Genomic DNA, 21798 nt, shown 5'->3' with positions numbered 1-21798 from the left:
ACAAAACACATGTTTTCATTACAAAATAAAAAAGCAGTTGTTACCGGTGGTGGTAGCGGAATTGGGAAAGCCATTTCGGTTTTATTTGCAAAACAAGGAGCTGAAGTTCACATTATTGAATTAACAGAAGAAAGTGCTAAAACAGCTGTCGAGGAAATAAAAGCAAATGGCGGTAAAGTTTTTTCGCATGCCTGTAATGTGGCCAATCAGGAAGAAGTAATTTCGACATTCAAAAAAATCGGCAATATTAATATCCTGATCAACAACGCCGGAATCGCGCATGTTGGAAAAGTGGACACTACTCCAGCAGCTGATTTTGATCGCGTTATGGATGTGAATGTAAAAGGAGTTTACAACTGTCTGTTTGCCGCAATCCCGCAATTTAGACTTTCAAATGGTGGTGTCATTATCAACATGGCTTCAATCGCTGCCTGGGTTGGAATTCCGGATCGATTTGCATATTCGACTGCAAAAGGTGCCGTTATGGCCATGACTTTATCTGTAGCAAAAGATTATATAAAAGAAAATATTCGCTGTAATTCTATTTCCCCTGCAAGGGTTCACACGCCTTTTGTAGATGGATTTATTTCGAAAAACTACGCAGGAAAAGAAGAAGAAATGTTCGAAAAATTATCACAGTCGCAACCAATAGGAAGAATGGGAAAACCGGACGAAATCGCAGCCTTGGCATTATACCTATGCAGCGACGAAGCCGGATTTATTACCGGCAGCGATTACCCAATCGACGGAGGATTTATCAAATTAAATAATTGAGAAAAGGGGCTAAGGTTCTGAGGTACTAAGATTCTAAGGTTTTTTCAGACTTAGATCCTCATTTCCGATAGCAATTGAAATATAACTGAACAACTTTAAAATAAATAAAAAAGGTTCTAAGGTTCTGAGGCACTAAGATGCTAAGCTAAAAAAAAACTTAGTACCTCAGAACCTTAGAACCTCAGTACCTTAAAAAAGAAAAAAAAATGAAATTAATACGTTTTGGAGAAATAGGAAAAGAAAAACCAGGAGTTTTAATTGGTGAAAAAAGATATGATGTTTCATCAATTGTGACAGATTTTAATGAAAGTTTTTTTGAAGAAAATGGTTTGGAGAAATTGCAAAAAGCATTAGATAGCAATCCAACGTTGCCAGAAGTTGATGCAAATGTCCGATTAGGTTCTCCGGTGGCCAGACCTTCAAAAATAATCTGTATCGGTTTAAATTATGTAGATCATTGCAAAGAAACCGGCGCACCGATTCCAACAGAGCCAATTATCTTTTTTAAATCGACAACTTCTTTATGCGGACCAAATGATAATTTGATCATCCCAAAAAACAGTGAAAAAACAGACTGGGAAGTAGAACTGGCTTTTGTTGTTGGTAAAAAAGCAAGTTATGTTGAAGAAGCAGATGCTTTGGATTATGTAGCAGGTTATGCATTATTAAATGATTACAGTGAAAGAGCTTTTCAAATCGAGCGCGGAGGACAATGGGCAAAAGGAAAAGGAAGCGACACATTTGCGCCGCTTGGACCGTTTTTGGCTACTAAAGAGGAAGTAAAAGATGTTGATAATTTATCGATGTGGCTGACTGTAAATGGTAAAAAATACCAGGACAGCAACACCTTAAATCTGGTTTTCAAGATTCCGTTTTTGTTACATTATTTGAGCCAGTTTATGACTTTGCTTCCGGGCGATATCATTAGTACAGGAACGCCTCCCGGAGTTGGTTTGGGAATTAAGCCAGATCCTATTTACCTTAAAGCGGGCGATGTTGTAGAATTGGGAATTGAAGGTCTAGGAAGCAGCAAACAAACGGCCGTTGCCTATACTAAATAATAAGATTTCGTAATAATTAATAAATAGAAAATATGGTTAAGTCATTCTTCTTTTCGCTTCTTTTATGCAGTACATTGTCGTTTGCACAAGAAGTGAATATCATTCCGCAGCCAGTAAAAATCGTAAAAAATACGGGCAATTTTATGATTACTTCGCAAACCAATCTGGTTGTTACGAGCAAGGAAGACAATTCTACGGCTGCTTTTCTAAATAGTTATTTATCTAATTATTATGGTTTTGTATTGCCAATTGCAAAAAAAGCAACTAAAAATTGCATTAAGCTATCAAGCCAAAAGAATAGTAGTGGACTTAAAAGTGAAAGCTATAGTTTAATTTCAGATAAAAATGGTGTTCAAATTACAGGAAATGCTCCTATAGGCACTTTCTACGGAATGCAGACACTGATTCAATTATTGCCTGTTGAAAAAAGCAAAAATCTTGCAATTGCAGCAGTAGAGGTAGAAGATGAGCCTCGTTTTGCTTACAGAGGCGCAATGTTAGATGTTGGACGTCATTATTTCCCGGTTGCATTTGTAAAAAAATATATTGATTATCTGGCGTTGCATAAAATGAATTATTTTCATTGGCATTTAACTGAAGATCAGGGATGGAGAATCGAAATAAAAAAATATCCTAAACTTACTGAAATTGGATCTAAGAGAAACGGAAGTATTATAGGAAGCTATCCTGGTAATGGAAGCGATAACACACCGGAGCAAGGCTTTTATACTCAGGAAGAAGTAAAAGATATTGTAAAATATGCTTCAGATCGATTTATTACGGTAATTCCGGAAATTGAAATGCCGGGTCATGGTAGTGCTGCTATTGCTGCTTACCCGGAATTGAGCTGTTTTCCTAACGAAAAAACGCAACTTCCTGACAATATGATTTCTGCTAAAAGCAAAGAAGAAATGGCTAACGGAAGAAATAAAATTGTTCAGGAAACCTGGGGAGTTCATTCGGATGTTTATGTGCCAAGTGAATATACTTTTAAGTTTTTACAAGATGTAATTGATGAAGTAGTGGCCTTATTTCCTTCAAAATACATTCATGTTGGAGGAGATGAATCTCCTAAAGATGCCTGGAAAAGAAGCGAATTTTGTCAGCAATTAATAAAAGAAAAAGAGTTGAAGGATGAGCACGGTCTTCAGAGTTATTTTATTCAGCGCATGGAAAAATATATTAATGGAAAAGGAAGAACTTTAATTGGCTGGGATGAAATATTAGAAGGTGGTCTTTCTCCAAATGCTGTAGTAATGAGCTGGAGAGGTGAAGAAGGCGGAATTGCGGCCGCAAAAGAAAATCATCAGGTCATTATGACACCGGGAAGTCATGTTTATTTAGATCACTCACAAACCAAAAATGAAAAAGAGGTTACCATTGGCGGTTATTTACCAATAGAAAGAGTGTATAACTATGAGCCAATTCCAAAAGAATTAAACGAACAACAAGCAAAATACGTTTTAGGAGCACAAGCAAATGTCTGGACAGAATATATGGCCAATCCAGCGAAAGTAGAGTATATGATATTTCCTCGTTTGAGTGCTTTGAGTGAAGTTTTATGGTCTTCAAAAGAGAACAAAAACTGGCCGGAGTTTCAAACCAAAATCGAAACCATGAAAAAGCGATATACGATTTGGGGAGCTAATTTTTTTGTTGAAAAATGAAAATAAGTATATAAAAAACGAAAGACAGTTTACTTTGAACTGTCTTTCGTTTTTTTATACGAATTCTTAGAAAACAGACGTATTCTTCTGGCTGACTGGTAAAATATTGTAATACATACACAAACAAATGAAGCTTATTTTTTCAAAATGGCTTTACTTTTACTAAAATAAAGTTTCCCGATATTTTTTAATGTCCTTAAAACCAATCTGAATACTATAATCTATTTTTCATATTTTTGTTAAAGAGTTTTCAAAATTATGGACCAATTACGCAAACACATAGAAGGAATAACATCTATTAATGATGAAGAATTTGAGTATATCAAATCCTTTTTTTCTGTAAAAAAAGTGCGTAAACATCAATATCTCCTTCATCAGGGAGATGAAGTGCAATATGAATATTTAGTTGTATCGGGCATATATAAAGTTTTTTATTTAGATGGTCAGGGAAAAGAATATATTGTTCAGTTTGCACAGGAAAACTGGTGGATGTCTGATTATCAAGCCTTTTTTAAACAACAATCTTCTGAAGTCTTTATTGAATGTCTTGAAGAAGGAGAAGTTATCTGTTTATCTTTCCAATCAAGAGAAAAATTGGCCGCCGAACTTCATAAGATGGAACACTTCTTCAGAATAAAACTCACAAACGGATATATTGCTTTGCAACAACGAATAAAACTACTTCTTTCCAGCAGCCCGCAACAACGCTACGAAGAGTTTGCAAAATCATATCCAAGTCTGTTACAAAAAATCCCCAAAAAATTAATTGCTGAATATTTAGGAGTAAGCCGTGAAACGCTAAGCCGGTTTTATCAACATTAATAAATCAAAATAAGATGGAGTCAGCAGCAGTCATACTTTTACAATCGGTTGGAAAAATTTGTCCAACTGTGACTGATGACGAGCTTTTGATTTTTGCTTCAAAATTTACATTTGAAGAATTACATAAAAAAGATTTTTTTCTGCAATCTGGTAAAGTACAAAAAGAGCTAGGTTTTATTGTAAACGGATTAGTACGCTCTTCTTTTGTAGACAATGATGGAGATGAAATCACGGTTGGTTTTTATACCGAAGGTGATTATGCCACCCATTATCCTGCTTTTATAACACAGCAACCAAGCAAATATTCTATTCAATGCCTCGAGCCAACTGTTATGGCATGTCTTTCCTATGAAAATTTACAATGGATATATGAAAATTTGCCTGGTTTTGAAAAATATGGAAGATTAGTTGCCGAAGAAATTTTAAAACGCCAACAGTCTCGCATTGAAAGTTTCATATTTCAAACCGCCGAAGAGCGTTATATTGATTTCATTAAACATAATTCAGACCTATTTAACAGAATATCCGTTTCTCATCTTTGCAGCTTTCTTGGCATTGAGAGACAATCACTTACTAGAATTCGTCAAAAATTAGCACATAAATAGTTTTTGACACTTTTGTGTCAGGTGCCCCTCTTCATTATTTAAAATCTTTGCAGTGTCAAATTAAATGAACTGCAATGAAAACGAACATCCTACTAATACTTGGACATCCTTCTGAAAATTCTTTTTGTAATGCATTATTAGACGCTTACAGAAAAGGAGCAGAAGCTGCAGGAGTAAACTGCAAAACGATCTATATATCCCAATTAGATTTTAATGTAAATCTTTCTGATGGATATAAAAACGGTGAAAATCTACAACTTGAAGAAGATTTAATCCGTTCGCAGGAACTTATCTTATGGGCAGATCATGTTGTTTTATCTTATCCAAATTGGTGGGGTTTTATGCCTGCCATAACTAAAGGATTTATAGATAGAATTCTGATGCCGGACTTCGCTTTCAAACATCATTCAGGAAAAATATTCCCTGAAAAACTTTTAAAAGGAAAAAGCTTAAGACTTCTGGTTACGATGGATACGCCAAAATGGTGGTTTTATCTTATTTATCGTGCTTCACAATATCAAATTCTAAAAAACATTGTTTTCGGTTATGTAGGATTTGACCCTATCCGATTTTCCACTTTTGGTTTCATGAGAAAATCAACAGAAAGCCAACGAAATAAGTGGTTAAAGAAAGTAGAACAATTAGGAAAACAACTTAAATAAAAACTATTAATTATTAAAATCAAATATCATGAGACATTTAGCAAACGAGCACACAGTTGCTCAAATCAACCCAAAAAAAGGTTTCAGAATTCACTTATTAGTATTTGCATTAACTATTCCTGCCCTTTGGCTAATATGGTTTTTTACTGACAGAAATTATTTATGGCCAGTGTGGCAGACTGTAGCATGGGGAACAGGTTTACTGTTTCATTATTTAGGAGTTTTTGTTTTCAAAAATAGAAGCAACATTTAAAACTATTAATCATGGACACACAACAAAAAACATTTAGACGCATCGTAACCGGACATGACAGAGAAGGAAAAGCAATAATTATTTCTGATGCACCGCCAACATTATCTCAATTAGTTGGCGGACCAGGTGGACCAACATTTTTTGAAGTTTGGCATACTTTGGAAACACCTGCTTTGATTCATCCACAACCCGATGAAACCGATGAAAAAAGTTTGGTACTAGCTCCTCCAAAAAACGGGACCCGCATAAGAGTTATTGATTTTCCGCCTGAAGGTGAAGAAATCCGAAAATTATCAGATGCTGATGCTTCAGATAAATTTAAAGCTATGGGAGGAGAAAGTGCTTCTACCGCTCATAAAAGTGACCGACATCCCTTAATGCACAGAACAGAAACTCTCGATTACGGAATTGTATTAGAAGGAGAAATTACAATGATTCTTGATCGTGAAGAAATAGTGATTAAAGCCGGAGATATTGTAATTCAGTCAGGAACCAATCATGCCTGGGCAAACCGATCTGATAAGAATTGTCGAATTGCTTTTATACTTATTGATGGACAATTTACGGGACAATTTTAAATAATTAAAGAATAGAAATCATGAGAATTAATCCTTTACAACCTGAAAAATTGAGTACTGAAATACGATATGTTCACGATGAGATTGCAAATCTTGTTGGAAATAGTCAGAGTCAGGTAAATATGGTCGATGAAAATGGCGCATTGCTGGGGCCTTTTATTCCAATGTTACATTATCCTCAGTTTGGAGTTCCGGCTTTAAGTTTTTTAAGAACACTGGATACTCAGGCAACGCTTCCAAAAGCTTTGCGTGAAATAGCAATTCTGACAGTAGGCGGATTTTATGGTGCCCGTTTTGAATTGTACGCTCACGAGATTATGGCAGAAACATTTGGAATTCCGCAAAATACAATCGCAACACTTGCCTCTGGTGGACATCCTGATGGATTAGATGAAAAGGAAAAAATGGCACATGATATCGCGCATGCCTTGGTTAACGGTAAAATTATTCCAGATTCAACTTATAAGCATGCTGTAAATCTTCTTGGTCAAGGTGGTGTCGCAGAGTTATATTTTCTAATTGGAGGTTATAGTCTGATCGCAATGATTTTGAATGGATTTGATATACCAGCCCCGTAGAATATTCTTTAAAAGATACTAGAATCAATATTGTAAACAATTTAAAAGAACACGGAAAAACGCTGAACACCGTCAAAAAAAGTAGGCATAAATATTAAAATTTAATAAAATGAAAAAAACAATTTCGAAGCTGCTAACAGCAGTATTAGCATTTGCGTCATTTTCATTATTTGCATCTTGTTCTAATAATGAAGTAGAAAGTAACGCTAACCGAAGGACTTATGTTCTGGTGCACGGAGCATGGCAGGCGCCTTATGTTTGGGATGAAGTAAAAACAAACCTGATTAAAAACGGAAATCAGGTGATTGTTGTTGAGCTTCCGGGACATGGAACGGATAAAACACCTCCATATAACTTATCGATCAATGCGTATCGTGATAAGGTTATTGAGGACATTTCAAAAGTAGAAGGCAAAGTGATATTGGTAGGTCATAGTATGGGCGGAATGGTAGTAACTGCCGTTGCCGAAAGCATTCCTTCAAAAATTAGTAAGTTGGTTTACATTGGTTCTTTCTTGCCAAAATCAGGACAATCAATTGGCGAGCTTGCCATGACTGACCCAAATTCGATGTTAGGGCTTTCACTTATGGAGTCTGCAGATCATTTAACGCTTGATGTAAATGCAAAGGACTTGACGAATCTTTTTATCCCTGACGGTGATGCAGCCGCAAAGCAAAAGGTGATTGATAATTATCGCTCTGAACCAGCTATTCCTTTTTCTAACCAGGTTACATTGACAAGTCAGAATTTTGGTAGTGTTGAAAAAGTGTACATCAAAACGCTTCAGGACAAAGTGATTTCACCAAAACTTCAGGATCAAATGATTGCAGGTGCCGAAATCAAAACAGTGTTTTCGGTAAATACGAGCCATTCACCTTTTTTATCTCAACCAAAAGCTGTTTCAGATTTGTTGATTAAGATTGGGAAATAACCATAAAATCTAGCCTCTGAAGACGGAATAAATAAATTCTTAAGGATCAAAAGTGATTTGAATCACACATTTTTAGTGATTTACTTCCTTGTCTTCAGGATGCATGTGGTAGTAATTTTGGTAAACATTAAAAGCATTACAAATGTTTGTCGAAAAAGATAATTCTTAAAAATTAAAAGTTATGAAAGCAAAAACACATCTCTCAATTTTTCAAATGGCATTAGCAATTTTTACAACGCTATTTGTATTGTGCAGCACATTTGCAACAGCACAAAATGTATCTAAAGGGAAAGTGACATCTGAAGAACTTAAAAATGAAGAAATGACAGCTAAAATCACCCGTTATGATGTAAAAAAGGAATTTCAGGAGAAATTTCAAAAAGCAGTAAATGATTATGTTTTAGAATCATTAAAAAATGATAGCAATATTATGTCGGAAGCTTATTTCGAACAAGATAATCAGAATGTAATTTGGCTGTTTGAGCGTTGGATCAATCAAAAAGAATTGAATCAATTCAAAAACAATTCAAAATCCAAAGCTGTAACCGCCTTAGAAAAATCAGCCTTAGTTAAACCTGAAAAAATAATCTATGTAAAAGACTTAGAACCAATTTCTAAGCAAGAATGGCGAAGAGCCAGTAAAACAGAAGATAAGCAATTAACGATCATGCTTTTTGTAGATGCGAAGGCAGGTACAGAAGAAAATTTCAAAGACGTTTATCACACAGCAATGCCTCAATTTCGAAGTGAGCCAGGTGTAGTAACGTATCAATTATCCCAACTAAAGGATGACAAAACTCAATTTGTCACTTTTGAAAAATTCCGAAGCAATGATGCGTTTCAATATCATTTGAATTTCCCGCCCATTCAGCCTGTAATTGATTACTTAAATACAAGTATAAAAAAACAACCTTTTCAGGATGGAATTCACAATCTGATCGAATTTGCACCGCTTATTCGTGAATAGAATAACAATTCAATGTAAGCAGAATTATTAACATTTAAATCTAAAGAAAATGAAAACAATTAAACAAATCGTCGCTGCAGGTATATTAAGTGTACTTGCTATGGCAAATGTAGAAGCTCAGTTAACAGTAAAAACGAAAGAAATGAAAACAAATTATTCTCATGAGTTAGAAGTTGTGAATCAATTGGCTACTCAAACAGCGGTTGTAACTATGCCGGTATCAAAATTGTTAAACGCACCAGGAAATGAAGCTTTAAAAGATTTCTTCTTTACTCCTGTAAAAGACAAAACAATTCTTAAAGGAAAAAAAATAGCTGTTATTGTAGCAGACGGTTTTGAGGAAATTGAATTGACCGGACCAGTATGGTATTTTAGAGAATTAGGAGCTGAAGTAGAAATAGTTGCTCCTAAATACAATCCGGCTCCGGAAAGATACGGACTTGCGTTTCCTGAAATGTCAAAAACACATGTAATGGCAATTCAGTACTTACAACCAGTTGGTTGGATAAAATTTGATCGAACTGCGGATCAGATTAAAGTGAGTGATTATGATGCTGTATTTATTCCTGGTGGTGCCTGGAATCCAGATAACCTTCGTTATGATAAGGACGTGATCAAATTTATTCAGGATTTTAATAAATCAGGAAAATTGATAGCAGCTATCTGTCACGCTCCGGTTGTATTAGCATCAGCAGATATTTTGAAAGGAAGAAAATTAACAGGCTACTGGAACATTCAGTCTGATTTGAAAAATGCAGGTGCGACTGTATTGGAACAACCTGTTGTGACTGATGGAAATATAGTAACCAGCAGACACCCAATCGATGTAGCCGATTTTTCAAGAGCGGTTGAAAATTGGTTAGTTAAAAAATAATTTAAAAAGACTTGATAGTGGAGTTGCTCATTTTCTCCACTATCAAATCATCAAAAGACAACAATAAATTTTTAGAATGAATAATTATGAAAACAGATATTTTTAAGCCGGCACAGATTGGTTTTTTACAATTAAAAAACCGCATTTCGATGGCTCCAATGACGCGGGCAAGAAATGAAAACGGTATTCCAAACGAAAACAATGCATTATATTATGCACAACGTGCGGGAGCAGGTTTAATTATTACTGAAGGAACAGCAATTTCTCCAACAGCAAAAGGAGTACTTTATATTCCGGGATTGTATACAAAAGAACAAGTTGAAGGCTGGAAACAAGTAACGAATGCAGTACACAAAAAAGACAGCATTATATTTTCGCAATTATGGCATGTAGGAAGAGTGTCTCACACATCAAACCAACCAAACGGAATTGCGCCAGTTGGTCCGTCAGATATACAGGCAAAAAATACTTCGGCATGGGGTTATGATGAAAACGGTGTTGAGGGTTTTGTAGCGGCATCGAAGCCTAAAGCGCTTTCTTCAAGTGAAGTAAAAGAGGTTGTAAATGATTTTGCAAATACTGCTAAAAATGCAATTGAAGCAGGTTTTGATGGCGTAGAAATACATGGAGCAAATGGTTATTTGGTAGAACAGTTTTTAAATCCTTTTGTAAACAATCGTACAGATGAATATGGCGGAAGTATCGAAAACCGTTCAAGATTTTTATTAGAAATTGTTGATGCAGCGATTAAAGCTGTTGGTAATGAAAAAGTAGGGATCAGATTAACGCCATACGGGGGTTTGGGAGATTTGCCTCATTATGATGAAATAGAAGCCACTTATCAATATCTGGCAAAAGAATTAAAGAAAAGAAATATAGTGTATATCCATTTAATGGATCAGTTTTCAAAAGGCAGCCATGCTTTGCCTGATGGTTTTATAGAACGTTTCCGCTCTTGGTATGATGGTGTAATCATTTTGGCGGGTGGTATGACCAGAGAGAAATCAGAAGAGCTGATCAATGCGGGAACAATTGATATTGCAGGATTTGGAGAACCTTTTATATCCAATCCGGATTTGGTAGAACGCTTACAAAACAATTGGGAATTAACCCAGCCTAATCGTGATTTGCATTATGGATTGGGTTCGCATGGATACACAGACTGGGAAACCTATAATCAGTTTGTAACGGCTTAACACTAAGAAAATAACATTTTTTGCAAGCGGTAACAGCAATGTTCTGTTACCGTTTTTTTAGTACAGATAAATTCATTTGTATATTGTTGTAATTAATTTGTTGTGTTTAACATTCTGTATTACTTTTGATTAGGGACGAAGTGTCTTGAATTCATCAATATGTAGTATGGAATTGCCAAAGATCTCTTTTTATAAAAAACACAGCTTAATTTTTAAAGCAATCGTCGCTGGCGGAATATTAGGTTTACTTTATGCTGCAATTACAGATGCAGGTTCTGGTTATGCTTATTTAAGGCTTTTACCCGGCACAATGATTGGAATTTTTATCAGTCTTATTATCATAACTTTTGAAAAGTCTGTGAATCTTGACAAATATTCCTTTGTTAGCACTATGATCTTTAAAGCTCTTATTTATAGTTTCACAATATTGCTTTTTTTGCTTCTTTTTGTCATTATTTTCGAAGAATTGTTGGGTCATCTTTCCTATCAGGAAGTTGTAGTTAAATATGTGAATGATCGATTGCTTGAAGATTTCATGTTTTCACTTGGTGCATCCATCTTTTTAATTCTGTTTTTAGAAGTAAGCAGTCTTTTAAGTAGTAGATTTTTTTCTAATTATTTTACAGGTCGATATCATCATCCAATACAGGAAGAGCGAATTTTCATGTTTGTCGATGTAAAATCATCAACTACAATGGCTGAGCAACTTGGAGATATACTTTATAGTAAATTATTGCAGGATTTATTTAATGATTTTACAGCTGCAATTTTGGCTTCTCGTGCAGAAGTTTATCAATATGCCGGAGACGAAATTATCCTGACCTGGAAAACGGCAATAGGTTTAAAAGAAGAGCGCTGTTTATATTGCTTTTATCTTCTTAAGAAGTGTATTAAAAATAAAGAAGAATATTATTTAGAAAAATACAATATAGTTCCAAAGTTTAAAGCCGGAATGCACATTGGTACTGCAGTAACAACATGGGTTGGAAAAGTTAAAAAGGAAATTGTTTATCATGGCGACCTTCTTAATACAACTTCCAGAATTCAATGTAAATGCAACGATTTTAATCATGATTTTGTAGTTTCAGAAGAAATAAAAGAGGTATTTCGGAAAGATTTACCAATAACATATACGTATCAGGATGAAATTCTTTTAAGAGGTAAAGCAAAACCTATGAAGCTTTACACTGTTGATTTTAATTTATAAATTTATATTATGAAAGCATTAATTATTGGCGCGACAGGTTCAACAGGAGAATTTCTGGTTGACGAACTTTTAGCAGATGCAGCTTATACATCAGTTACGGTTTTTGTCAGAAGACCAATCGGAAAACAACATCCTAAACTAATTGAACAAATTATCGATTTTTCCAATATTGATTCTTATAAAGAATTGATAGTTGGTGATGTTCTTTTTTCTTGTTTGGGAACAACCTTGAAAGCAGCTGGTTCAAAGGAAAATCAAAAGAAAATAGACTTTGATATTCCGGCAACATTTGCCAGATTAGGAAAAGAAAACGGAATTCCGTCTTTTGTTTTGTTATCTGCTTACGGAGCCTCTGCGGATAGCAAAGTTTTTTATTCTCAAATAAAAGGAAAACTCGAAGATGAGATTGCAGCGCTTAATTTCAGACAATATATTATTTTCAAGCCAGGATTACTTTTAAGAGAAGGCTCAGATCGTTTTGGAGAAAAGATGATGGTGCCTATTTTAAAGGCATTTAATTCGATAGGTTTGTTTAAAAAATTTAAGCCATTGCCAACTGCTTTATTGGCAAAGAAATTAGCAGAAGCTCCTAAAATATTACCTCAGGGAATGTCTACTATTGAATTGGACAGAGTATTCAGCTTTACAAAATCTGTATAATACGCGCTAATTCAGAATTTAAGCACTTTATCAGTTTTGAGATAAAATTGGAACAAAAAAACAAAAGCGAACATTACTCTTTTCGTTTTAAATTGAATAGAGGACAATTGTTAATTTGTTCTGATTTTTAATAATTCAGTAACGCAATGCAGGAAAAAGCATCATTTTTTGGATACTTTATATTATTTTTAAAATTGTTGCTTAATACAAGAAAAATTATGAATATTTCTATGATATGTTTAATTAAAATTTGGAGTTACAGTTTTTTTATATAATTTGGTAAGATCCCAAATTCTAATAACCAAACATGAAACAACAAATTAATGATTTAGAACAATCCATGCATATTCAGGATTTTCTTTATATAATAAAAAAAAAATCGGATCACTTAATTAATTATTTCCTTTTCAGTTTTTTTGTTGTCGGGCTAATTTTGGCCTTTTATTATGATACATGGCAAATTGCGATAGGAGTGGGTGGTTTATTACTTATTGCTTATTATTCTACCAAAATTGCTTTACCAAAATCAAATTTATATCAGTATGTTCTCAGTGTTATATTGGGAATTTTCATGGCTCAATTTATTTATCAAATGCACGGTATGTTCGAAATGCATTTTATTGCATTCATTGCCAGTGCAATACTTATTACGTATCAAAATTGGAAACTTCAAATACCGCTTATGCTGGTTGTAGGTATTCATCATGGATTATTTGGTTATTATCAATATAATGGTTTTGATCAAATTTATTTCTCTCAATTAGATTATATGTCGCTGCAAACATTTATTATTCATATGATACTTGCAGGAGTTATTTTTTCGATTTGTGGTTTATGGGCCTATCAGTTTAAAAAATATAGTGAAGCACATATCGATTTAATTTTTAATAAAAGAGAAATAGAAAATCAGGAATTAAAAACGGCTAACTATGAACTCGATCGTTTTGTTTACAGTACATCTCATGATTTACGCGCCCCTCTGAATTCAATGCTTGGGTTGATTGAAATCGCCAAAGATGACACTGTAGAAAAACAAACACTTGATCATCTTGAAATGCTGGAAAGAAATGCAAAAAAACTAGATGGTTTTATCTATGACATTCTCGATTATTCCCGAAATTCTCGTATGGAAGTAAAGATGGAGCAAATTAATTTCAGCGAGCTTCTTACTGATGTTACTGAAAATTTAAAATTTATAGGGGATAATAACAGAACAATTGAATTTATAATTGACATTTCTGGTGAAACTTCTATTTACTCAGATAAAAATCGTTTTATTACCATTTTTGGAAATCTTATTTCAAACGCTATTCGTTATCAAAATTTACAAATATCAAATCCTTTTGTTCGTATTAATATAGAAACATCTCAAATTGAAACAAGAATAACAATTCAGGACAATGGTATAGGTATTTCTGAAGAAGTACATTCAAAAATATTTGACATGTTCTATCGTGTATCAAATGAATCAGTGGGCTCTGGGTTAGGACTCTACATAGTAAAAGAGGCAGTCAATAAACTCAATGGTGAAATAAAAATACAATCAGAAATAGGCGTAGGAACTACTTTCTCAATTAAAATTCCAAATAAATAAATCAATCTTACTTAATGAATCAGGAAACAACACAACCATCTTTCAAAAAAATTCTGGTAATAGATGACAATCCAACAGATCGTTATATTGCAAAACGAATGGCCGAAAAATATCATTTTGCAGAAGAAATTGTTTTGCAGGAATCAGCCCTTGAAGCTCTTGATTATATCCAATCATTAGAGAGTACACCAGATTTGCTTCCGCAATTGATATTTTTAGACATCAATATGCCTGGCATGAACGGATATGAATTTCTTGAAGAATACGCAAAACTTTCTGAAACGATAAAAAGTAATTGCATTATTTTAATGATTACAACTTCAATACATCCAGATGATTTTAAACGGGCAGAAAGTGACCCTTCTATATTTCGATTTCTTAATAAACCACTTGATAGAGAAAAATTCAGACTTATTGAATATGAATTTTCATTGAAGAAATAAGTGTTGTTTTTCGATACAGAACTCTTATCTCAAGTTTTGTTTGAAATAGCCTATACAATATTATGACAACTTTGATTGAGGAGAAAAACGATATTGTAATGGCGATATTTTCATGTGTTTTTTAAAAAGACGGGAAAAATAATAAGGATCATCATATCCCAAATCAGCAGCTATAATTTTTACTTTAACATCGGAGGTTATTAATAGCAAACAGGCCTGTTGTAATTTTAAATGAATATAATAGTCCAATGGAGCCATACCGATGCTTTTTTTGAAAAGAAGTGAAAAATGTGATGGCGACAGATTGCTGAGTAGAGCCAAATCTTCTAAAGTTGTTTTTCCGCCAAGGTTGTTTCTCATATAAACAATAGTGTTGTTTATCGAGTCTTTTTCGTCCTGTTTTTTTTCATTAACATTTACATCAGGATATAAAAAAGAAGAAACGAAATGATACAAACATAAATTTGCCTTGGTAATGTTTTCTTTACTATAACCCATTTCAAGATTTTGATACATTGAGTGCCAGAGTTCTATCCCTTTTTCGTTATAGGCGATTTGTTGAGGGCCATCAAATAAGCCTATATTGAAATTTTTATTAAAAATATCTATATCCCGACCGCTAAAATGAATCCAATATATTGTCCAGGGATCATTTTCATCTGAGCCGTAAATTATATGTTCATTAGTTGCAGGAATTATGAAAAACTGGTTAGGTCTAACCTCAAAATGTCTGTCATTTATACTATGCCAGCCTTTTCCGCGAATACAGTAAATTAAAATATTATCGGTGCATCCTTTTTTTCGCTCTCTGTAATGATAAGTAGCGTTAGGGAAATAACCCATATTGGTAATATATAAATGGCTTAATACAGGATTTTCTTCAATTGCTTTTTGCCAAATATTATTGGGTAGTGATATTAGTTTTTCTCCCCTAAATCCATCGCGCTGTTTAAAACTTTTCATGATAATTTATTGTGAACAAAAAAAGCATTTATTGCTAAGTTACAATTTTATTTTTCTTCTGTTCTAATTTTAAACTGATTTTTAGACGCTGTAAAAATTTTGAAAGTATTTACTATTAATCCTACAGTAAATCAAGTAATTTCATAAGCAATTAATAGGATTATGCGATAATTAAGTAAGAAATAGATGAATTTTTTGTGTAAAATTTTAATCAATTTTACACAAATATTTGAAGATTTCTTTTTTGTTTTTAACAAATAATAAGAATAATTGAAGAAAGTCTCTCTAATAATTTAATAAACAAATAAAAGTGTTTTTTTTAAAGTAAAGAAAAAAATAGTAATATAGTCCATCATAATAATAATATAGTCCATTTATTTTAAGAATTGAATAAAATAGATTTGTTTTATTTTAACAAATGTTTAAGTTTTTAAAATTCTAAAAAGCTTAAATATTTAATTCAAATTAATTCTTTTTTATAAAATGATTTAGCATTAATCCTTTAATGTTTAAAATTTTAGCAAGATATAAAAGCGTCGTGTCAGGTTTTTAAAAAGAACTATAAATAAAAAAATAGATTCTTTAAAAGTTAATCAAAAAACGTTCAACATTTTTATTGTAAATATTTAAAATTAGATACTTCTTATTCACTTTTTTGAATAGTCTAATTATAGTTTGTAGAATGATTTAAATATTTAATTGTCCAGAGATTGCAAGTGCGAAATATGTACTTGTGACATCTTTTACCGGCATTATATTGGCTTGTTGCCAAATTTATAATAAACCTATTAATCAACCTACTAACAACCTATGGCTAAAAGACTACCCAAGCTACCTCCTTTACTGCAAAGTAAAATTTACAAAACCGGACAAACCAGAAGTGCGAATGATGATGTGATTTTTCAAAACAGAGCCAATAGAAATGGCACCGTTTTGATACCTTTTGAGTCAATTCATTTATTCGATATTTCCATTTTCACTTCTTACAAATTTGAAAGCGGATTTATAGTTGTCCTAAGCCCTGAAGAGTATTACACAAATCCTGAGACATTAATTATAATGAAGGACAGGAAGTTGAAACTTGGCGTTAATGCCATTTTGTTTTACGAGACAAGGGCACAATGGAATGAATTTAATCCTTACAAAAATAAGCTAACTGTAGCAGAAAAGAGAGCGTCTCCTATAGATGGCCATTTTGTTGCAAGAATAGTATCGTCAGCTTCAAAAGACGAAGAGAAAATTATTCTTGGCTTTAATACCAGCAGTTGCAAAGGTGCCGGAATCAGAGTAGCAGAATATGCTTCTCTTTTAACGATAAAATCTTGTCACTTACAATTAGAATATTTGTTCTGGCTCTGCTATGATTCTAAAGAAATAGCACTTGGCGCCGGTATGACAGAGAGTGAGATCGAAAATCGAATGTCAGCAATAACTACAGCTTGTGATAATCAAAAATTATCTAATACGGACCGACTTTACAAAACTCGCATTATTGATAATGTTAAAAACACGATTTGCCCTCTTTGTTTAAAAAAGTTAAGTGCAGAGGCTTTTCTAATTAACTTCTTTGAATCTGCAGAGAAATCAGATGTCGATAAAGATATCAGCCAGATAAACCTTTTTTATATTAATCAGTTAAAAATAGGAGAATTTAATCATTCACCTTATAATTTGGCGTGGGGACACCAAAACTGTAATATGATTTGTAAGGAAACTGGCGTAATCGAAACTATTAAGTGGATGAAAGAAGTAGTGGTTAATACCATTATTTTTAATAAGGATTCATCTAATTAAGATTATAGATTATGATATTTTGGAGATATATTTTGAATAAATAATACACTCTAAAATATCATAAACCTATAAAAATAATCCACTATTTAGAGAGAAAGCAATTTGTCTTAAAAAACAAATTATATCCATTTGCAGCAATTACTGATTATTATTTTTTTGTTATTAAAGACAAAAAGATATAAAACCTGAACAGTAATTTAAAAAAGTTTTCCTTTTTGATTTATTAAAAAGTGGTATCCAAAAAAATAAAAAAATCATCAAAAAAATAAAAAAAAATGATCAGCGACTTAAGAAAAAAATACATAGAAAATTATAGTGGTTTCCCAAAAGAAATTTGGATTTTGGCATTAATAACCTTCATAAACAGAACAGGGACAATGGTAATTCCGTTTCTCTCAAAATATATGCGAGAGAACCTGCATTTTGAATATAATCAGATAGGCTGGGTTATGGTTTGTTTTGGTGTCGGTTCTTTTATAGGTACCTGGCTAAGTGGTATATTATCTGATAAAATTGGATTTTATAAAGTAATGATAGGAAGTCTCGTAGGAAGCGGATTAATCTTTTTTATGCTGCAGTATACAACATCATTTGAAGGGTTTTGTATTTCAATTCTGCTTTTAACTACTATTGCAGATATGTTCAGGCCGGCAATGCTCGTATCCTTAAATACATATACCAGAAAAGAAAACAAAACCAGAGCACTGGCATTGGTAAGAGCAGCGACAAGCCTTGGCTTTCTATTTGGTCCTCCTTTAGGTGGTGTAATAATTATGCTAATCGGTTATAAATATCTCTTTTATGTAGATTCGGCTACTTGTATATTGGCGGTTTTAGTTTTTCTTATTTTAGTTAAAGAAAGAAAATTACCTTTTAAACTCAAAAAAAACAATATAGGAGTAGACAAATATGCGATATTAAAAGATAAAGCTTTTTTAACGCATATGTTCATTTCGCTGATAACCGGGATCATGTATTTTCAGGTATTTACTACATTGACATTATATCACAGAGAACAATTTAATTTATCAGAAGTAAACAGCGGCTTGATTTTAAGCTTTAGCGGTATATTAACGTTGCTGTTTGAATTGCCAATTGTTAATTATGTAGAAAGAAACAGAATTAATAAGCTGAGCGTTATAATGCTTGGTTTATCCTTTATGGTGCTTAGTTATATCCTTCTGCTATTGAATGACAAATGGTACGGAATATTGTATATAATGATGTTCTTTATGACTCTTGGTGTAATGTTAACTTTTCCTTTTGCAAATTCATTTGCGATGACCAGATCCCACAATAATCAAGAGGGCAGATACATGTCTGTTTTTACTATGAGTTTTAGTCTTGCACATATCCTAAGTGCCAAGACAGGCTTAGAAATTGTTGCGTATGCGAGTTACAGAGCAGATTTCATTTTTATGAGCTTAATTGGTTTATTGGCTATTTCGCTTTGTTATTGGTTGGTAAAAACGGTTGAGAAAGAAACAATAGAAACTAAAATAAAAATAGTGCAATCTATTTTTGTTGAGAAGAATAAGAAACAATAATCTGCTTCGAGGTAAAATGAGCTATTCATAGTATTAAAAAACACCCATTTAAGATGAAAAAAAATATTGCAGTAAAAGCCATAATTATTTTTATTTTTTTAATTCCCTCGTTTTTAATTTCACAAGAACTTTATGCCGGAATCGAAATAGGAAGTAAGGGTGTAAAAATGTCGGTAATAAATGTCCAGAATATTAAAAAAGGAAAATATGAAGTAGTCGATTTTTGGACAGAAAATGTGGCAATTGCGAAAGGGATAGCCGTAGATGGAAAATTAGCAACAAATGATATTGAAACTGCCTTTAATGTAGTGGCAAAAAATTATGACAAACTACTTAAAGAATATAAAATCGAAGAAAAAAAGATCTTTATAGTTGTATCATCTGGTGTAGGAATGGCCAAAAATGTAGATATACTGCTGCAAAGGTTATATGTCTTTACTAATATTAATGTAGCCATAATTACTTCTGAAACCGAGGCAAAATTATTATTAAAAGGATGTATTCCGCCAAAAGAGTATTCTGATTCTTTGATTCTTGATATTGGCGGAGGAAATACTAAAGGAGGATATGTAGAGGAATTCAATACCGATAATGATATTTTGGTGTTTTATCCTCTGACATTAGATTTAGGGACAGTAACCTTTACAGAGAAAATAAACAAGAAGGCAAAAAATAATTCGATTGATGAATTTAATGAGTTGCTATTTAATGCATTGCCCGAATTAAAAGAACAGACAGATCACTTGTATCAACAAAGTCCAAAGATTTTTAATAAAGAAAACATATACATGTCCGGAGGTGCAGTTTGGGCATTCTACACACTCTATAAAGGAAAAGGTGCAATAGAAAATTTTAGCCCATTTGAAATTAAAGAAGTTGCCGATTATAATAATATGATAAAAACCGATTATGCGAAATTTGAAGCATTAGCATTGCAAAACAAGGATGTTGAGAAGGTATTGAAAACCTATTCTCAAAAATACTTAATTGCCGCAAATTCAATATTGCTGACTTTATTAGAGAAAATTCCTGATGTTAAATCTAAAAAGATCTATTTCACAAAACAAGGACAAATGGCCTGGCTGCTTTCTTATATTGCCGATTCTGCAAAAAGAGCAAAGAATATTCAGTAAAGAGATCTTTCTAATAATGATTCTTAAATAGGGTAAAAAGAAGTGATTTTGAAGCTTTATTTTAACATTTTAATTGATAATTCCAGACATTCAGAATGAGTTTTCTAAGTATTTTTTAAAGAAGAAGTGGAGCAATAAAAAAACCAGTAATCGTTATAGATTACTGGTTTTTTTATTGACTTTTAGTCAATTTAAATTTTAGCTTTAATTCTAAAATCAGGTTTTTTTCTCATAGAGGAACTGGCAAATAATTCATCGTTTTTAAGTTTTATAAACTCGATTCCGAATTGTTTTTCTTGATACCAATTGCTGATAAAGGAATTGTAGTCCGTATTTTGAGTTGTTCCAATAACCTTCGTATCATTTATAAGCAGATCTCTTAATGTTATTTTCTCTAAATATTCGTTGGAAATTGTAACTGTATCTGAGAATATAATGAGGTGGCTAAATCCTGATATTACGGAATTGGTTAATGTTAAAAAAGTATTTTCCCGAATCAATATTGCTTCGTGCTTAAGTCCTTCAGTTTCACTACCAATATCCTCGGTATGCATCATTGTCATATTCACAGCATTTACTCTGGTCATCTCTTTTTTGCTGTCTAAAACTTCTCCTTTTCTTGTGTCGACAGTTTCCATTTCAAAACAGCGGGATCCGTAACTATCAGATAAAAAAGGACTTCTAATTGCAATACTGTTAACAATGTTACATTGAACACCCTGAGTAAAATCAAAATCGTCATCGGCAGATCGTAAAGAAATTAAATTGTTGGTATTCACATATCCTCCATAAAACTGAAAAGAATCCTCATCTGATGAAGTAACCTGGATATATTCTAATTTTGTTTTCCCTCCAACTCCCGCTAACGATAACCCATTTATTGGCTTATTGGCACTTGTTTTTTTTCCGGAAAATTCAATTCTGACATATTTTAAAATACCAGAATCACTGTCCTTGTTATCTCCGCCATACAGTGCCTTATGTGGGTCAAGATCAAAATCCAAAGTACCAATTCCTCCGCTTTTATTTATAGGTGCATCCCCTAAAATAATAATACCTCCCCAATCACCAGGATTTCTGTCTCCTGAATTTTTGTCAGAGGTAAAAACAATAGGGTCGGTTTCGGTGCCTTCAGCAATGATTTTGGCACCTTTTGTAATTACTAATGTAGTCAAAGTATGAGTATCACATCTTATAAGCGTGCCTGGCTGAATTGTTAAAGTTGCATTTGGAGCAACATAAACGGTACCGACTAATAGATAAACATTTTCTTTTTTTAATGTCATGTTTGCCGTAATCTCACCAGTTATTATTATGGAGGCTTCATTGTAATTGGTAATTTTGGGATTGAAATTTGTCCACATATTCAACCAATTACTATCACCATCTATACCTTTAGTGTTTTGTGCTTTAATCAGTATCGTGAAAGTAAAAAATACAAGTAACAGTAATTTCTTTTTCATAACTTCTTTTTTTTAAATTTATTTTT

22 protein-coding genes are annotated in these 21798 nt (G+C 32.9%); 20 read left to right on the top strand and 2 right to left on the bottom strand.

What is annotated here, in order from left to right:
* The first annotated feature begins 9 nt into the window (after positions 1-9).
* The 17 genes from AC1RRN_RS13970 (at position 10) to AC1RRN_RS13890 (ending at position 14872) form a co-directional block, all read left to right on the top strand.
* Positions 10-774, top strand: a complete 765-nt coding sequence (locus tag AC1RRN_RS13970) for an SDR family NAD(P)-dependent oxidoreductase (RefSeq protein WP_492967874.1) — start codon at positions 10-12, stop codon at positions 772-774.
* Between the two features lie 206 nt (positions 775-980).
* Complete coding sequence (locus AC1RRN_RS13965; RefSeq protein ID WP_492967873.1) at positions 981-1835, top strand: fumarylacetoacetate hydrolase family protein; 855 nt, start codon at positions 981-983, stop codon at positions 1833-1835.
* 32 nt (positions 1836-1867) lie between these two features.
* Entirely contained in the window at positions 1868-3502 is a 1635-nt protein-coding gene (locus tag AC1RRN_RS13960; RefSeq protein ID WP_492967872.1) for a beta-N-acetylhexosaminidase, read from the top strand.
* A gap of 258 nt (positions 3503-3760) precedes the next feature.
* Complete coding sequence (locus AC1RRN_RS13955) at positions 3761-4324, top strand: Crp/Fnr family transcriptional regulator (RefSeq protein WP_492967871.1); 564 nt, start codon at positions 3761-3763, stop codon at positions 4322-4324.
* 14 nt (positions 4325-4338) lie between these two features.
* Positions 4339-4929 (top strand): Crp/Fnr family transcriptional regulator, encoded by a 591-nt coding sequence (locus AC1RRN_RS13950; RefSeq protein WP_492967870.1) that lies wholly within the window; start codon positions 4339-4341, stop codon positions 4927-4929.
* 74 nt (positions 4930-5003) lie between these two features.
* On the top strand, positions 5004-5591 hold the full coding sequence (locus tag AC1RRN_RS13945) for an NAD(P)H-dependent oxidoreductase (RefSeq protein WP_492967869.1): 588 nt from the start codon (positions 5004-5006) through the stop codon (positions 5589-5591).
* A gap of 28 nt (positions 5592-5619) precedes the next feature.
* Positions 5620-5844 (top strand): 2TM domain-containing protein, encoded by a 225-nt coding sequence (locus AC1RRN_RS13940; protein WP_492967868.1) that lies wholly within the window; start codon positions 5620-5622, stop codon positions 5842-5844.
* An 11-nt stretch (positions 5845-5855) separates the two neighbouring features.
* Positions 5856-6422 (top strand): cupin domain-containing protein, encoded by a 567-nt coding sequence (locus tag AC1RRN_RS13935; protein WP_492967867.1) that lies wholly within the window; start codon positions 5856-5858, stop codon positions 6420-6422.
* Positions 6423-6442: 20 nt separating this feature from the next.
* Positions 6443-7000, top strand: coding sequence for a carboxymuconolactone decarboxylase family protein (locus tag AC1RRN_RS13930; protein WP_492967866.1), 558 nt, complete (start codon positions 6443-6445; stop codon positions 6998-7000).
* Positions 7001-7109: 109 nt separating this feature from the next.
* Complete coding sequence (locus AC1RRN_RS13925; protein WP_492967865.1) at positions 7110-7931, top strand: alpha/beta fold hydrolase; 822 nt, start codon at positions 7110-7112, stop codon at positions 7929-7931.
* A 181-nt stretch (positions 7932-8112) separates the two neighbouring features.
* Positions 8113-8898, top strand: coding sequence for an antibiotic biosynthesis monooxygenase (locus tag AC1RRN_RS13920; protein WP_492967864.1), 786 nt, complete (start codon positions 8113-8115; stop codon positions 8896-8898).
* 49 nt (positions 8899-8947) lie between these two features.
* A complete protein-coding gene (locus AC1RRN_RS13915; protein WP_492967863.1) occupies positions 8948-9772 on the top strand; it encodes a DJ-1/PfpI/YhbO family deglycase/protease in 825 nt (274 codons plus the stop codon).
* A gap of 86 nt (positions 9773-9858) precedes the next feature.
* On the top strand, positions 9859-10968 hold the full coding sequence (locus AC1RRN_RS13910; protein WP_492967862.1) for an alkene reductase: 1110 nt from the start codon (positions 9859-9861) through the stop codon (positions 10966-10968).
* Positions 10969-11134: 166 nt separating this feature from the next.
* Entirely contained in the window at positions 11135-12175 is a 1041-nt protein-coding gene (locus AC1RRN_RS13905; RefSeq protein ID WP_492967861.1) for an adenylate/guanylate cyclase domain-containing protein, read from the top strand.
* Between the two features lie 9 nt (positions 12176-12184).
* On the top strand, positions 12185-12835 hold the full coding sequence (locus tag AC1RRN_RS13900; protein WP_492967860.1) for an NAD(P)H-binding protein: 651 nt from the start codon (positions 12185-12187) through the stop codon (positions 12833-12835).
* 307 nt (positions 12836-13142) lie between these two features.
* Complete coding sequence (locus AC1RRN_RS13895) at positions 13143-14429, top strand: sensor histidine kinase (protein ID WP_492967859.1); 1287 nt, start codon at positions 13143-13145, stop codon at positions 14427-14429.
* 14 nt (positions 14430-14443) lie between these two features.
* Positions 14444-14872 carry a response regulator gene (locus AC1RRN_RS13890; protein WP_492967858.1) on the top strand — a complete coding sequence of 143 codons (429 nt, stop codon included), beginning with the start codon at positions 14444-14446 and terminating at the stop codon, positions 14870-14872.
* Positions 14873-14932: 60 nt separating this feature from the next.
* Here AC1RRN_RS13890 and AC1RRN_RS13885 read toward each other — a convergent pair whose 3' ends face one another.
* The gene (locus AC1RRN_RS13885) at positions 14933-15835 is read right to left on the bottom strand and encodes an AraC family transcriptional regulator (RefSeq protein WP_492967857.1); all 903 of its coding nucleotides are present in this window, start codon (positions 15833-15835) and stop codon (positions 14933-14935) included.
* Positions 15836-16645: 810 nt separating this feature from the next.
* Here AC1RRN_RS13885 and AC1RRN_RS13880 point away from each other — a divergent pair.
* From AC1RRN_RS13880 to AC1RRN_RS13870, 3 genes are all read left to right on the top strand, one after another.
* Positions 16646-17629 carry a BstXI family restriction endonuclease gene (locus AC1RRN_RS13880; protein WP_492967856.1) on the top strand — a complete coding sequence of 328 codons (984 nt, stop codon included), beginning with the start codon at positions 16646-16648 and terminating at the stop codon, positions 17627-17629.
* Positions 17630-17904: 275 nt separating this feature from the next.
* The gene (locus AC1RRN_RS13875) at positions 17905-19176 is read left to right on the top strand and encodes an MFS transporter (RefSeq protein WP_492967855.1); all 1272 of its coding nucleotides are present in this window, start codon (positions 17905-17907) and stop codon (positions 19174-19176) included.
* Positions 19177-19229: 53 nt separating this feature from the next.
* The gene (locus AC1RRN_RS13870; protein WP_492967854.1) at positions 19230-20309 is read left to right on the top strand and encodes a Ppx/GppA phosphatase family protein; all 1080 of its coding nucleotides are present in this window, start codon (positions 19230-19232) and stop codon (positions 20307-20309) included.
* A 191-nt stretch (positions 20310-20500) separates the two neighbouring features.
* On the opposite strand, the gene AC1RRN_RS13865 is transcribed toward AC1RRN_RS13870, so the two are convergent.
* Positions 20501-21772, bottom strand: coding sequence for a beta-helix domain-containing protein (locus tag AC1RRN_RS13865; RefSeq protein WP_492967853.1), 1272 nt, complete (start codon positions 21770-21772; stop codon positions 20501-20503).
* Positions 21773-21798 lie beyond the last annotated feature (26 nt).

It is taken from the genome of Flavobacterium sp. GW821-FHT11G01 (genome assembly GCF_058808175.1).
The sequence above is the reverse complement of the archived record's forward strand: the minus strand, read 5'-3'. Positions and strand labels throughout refer to the sequence as shown.

Excerpts from the sequence above, each read along its gene's own strand:
- AC1RRN_RS13970 (WP_492967874.1), top strand. The coding sequence starts at position 10 with ATGTTTTCATTACAAAATAAAAAAGCAGTTGTTACCGGTGGTGGTAGC.
- AC1RRN_RS13965 (WP_492967873.1), top strand. The coding sequence starts at position 981 with ATGAAATTAATACGTTTTGGAGAAATAGGAAAAGAAAAACCAGGAGTT.
- AC1RRN_RS13960 (WP_492967872.1), top strand. The coding sequence starts at position 1,868 with ATGGTTAAGTCATTCTTCTTTTCGCTTCTTTTATGCAGTACATTGTCG.
- AC1RRN_RS13955 (WP_492967871.1), top strand. The coding sequence starts at position 3,761 with ATGGACCAATTACGCAAACACATAGAAGGAATAACATCTATTAATGAT.
- AC1RRN_RS13950 (WP_492967870.1), top strand. The coding sequence starts at position 4,339 with ATGGAGTCAGCAGCAGTCATACTTTTACAATCGGTTGGAAAAATTTGT.
- AC1RRN_RS13945 (WP_492967869.1), top strand. The coding sequence starts at position 5,004 with ATGAAAACGAACATCCTACTAATACTTGGACATCCTTCTGAAAATTCT.
- AC1RRN_RS13940 (WP_492967868.1), top strand. The coding sequence starts at position 5,620 with ATGAGACATTTAGCAAACGAGCACACAGTTGCTCAAATCAACCCAAAA.
- AC1RRN_RS13935 (WP_492967867.1), top strand. The coding sequence starts at position 5,856 with ATGGACACACAACAAAAAACATTTAGACGCATCGTAACCGGACATGAC.
- AC1RRN_RS13930 (WP_492967866.1), top strand. The coding sequence starts at position 6,443 with ATGAGAATTAATCCTTTACAACCTGAAAAATTGAGTACTGAAATACGA.
- AC1RRN_RS13925 (WP_492967865.1), top strand. The coding sequence starts at position 7,110 with ATGAAAAAAACAATTTCGAAGCTGCTAACAGCAGTATTAGCATTTGCG.
- AC1RRN_RS13920 (WP_492967864.1), top strand. The coding sequence starts at position 8,113 with ATGAAAGCAAAAACACATCTCTCAATTTTTCAAATGGCATTAGCAATT.
- AC1RRN_RS13915 (WP_492967863.1), top strand. The coding sequence starts at position 8,948 with ATGAAAACAATTAAACAAATCGTCGCTGCAGGTATATTAAGTGTACTT.
- AC1RRN_RS13910 (WP_492967862.1), top strand. The coding sequence starts at position 9,859 with ATGAAAACAGATATTTTTAAGCCGGCACAGATTGGTTTTTTACAATTA.
- AC1RRN_RS13905 (WP_492967861.1), top strand. The coding sequence starts at position 11,135 with ATGGAATTGCCAAAGATCTCTTTTTATAAAAAACACAGCTTAATTTTT.
- AC1RRN_RS13900 (WP_492967860.1), top strand. The coding sequence starts at position 12,185 with ATGAAAGCATTAATTATTGGCGCGACAGGTTCAACAGGAGAATTTCTG.
- AC1RRN_RS13895 (WP_492967859.1), top strand. The coding sequence starts at position 13,143 with ATGAAACAACAAATTAATGATTTAGAACAATCCATGCATATTCAGGAT.
- AC1RRN_RS13890 (WP_492967858.1), top strand. The coding sequence starts at position 14,444 with ATGAATCAGGAAACAACACAACCATCTTTCAAAAAAATTCTGGTAATA.
- AC1RRN_RS13885 (WP_492967857.1), bottom strand. The coding sequence starts at position 15,835 with ATGAAAAGTTTTAAACAGCGCGATGGATTTAGGGGAGAAAAACTAATA.
- AC1RRN_RS13880 (WP_492967856.1), top strand. The coding sequence starts at position 16,646 with ATGGCTAAAAGACTACCCAAGCTACCTCCTTTACTGCAAAGTAAAATT.
- AC1RRN_RS13875 (WP_492967855.1), top strand. The coding sequence starts at position 17,905 with ATGATCAGCGACTTAAGAAAAAAATACATAGAAAATTATAGTGGTTTC.
- AC1RRN_RS13870 (WP_492967854.1), top strand. The coding sequence starts at position 19,230 with ATGAAAAAAAATATTGCAGTAAAAGCCATAATTATTTTTATTTTTTTA.
- AC1RRN_RS13865 (WP_492967853.1), bottom strand. The coding sequence starts at position 21,772 with ATGAAAAAGAAATTACTGTTACTTGTATTTTTTACTTTCACGATACTG.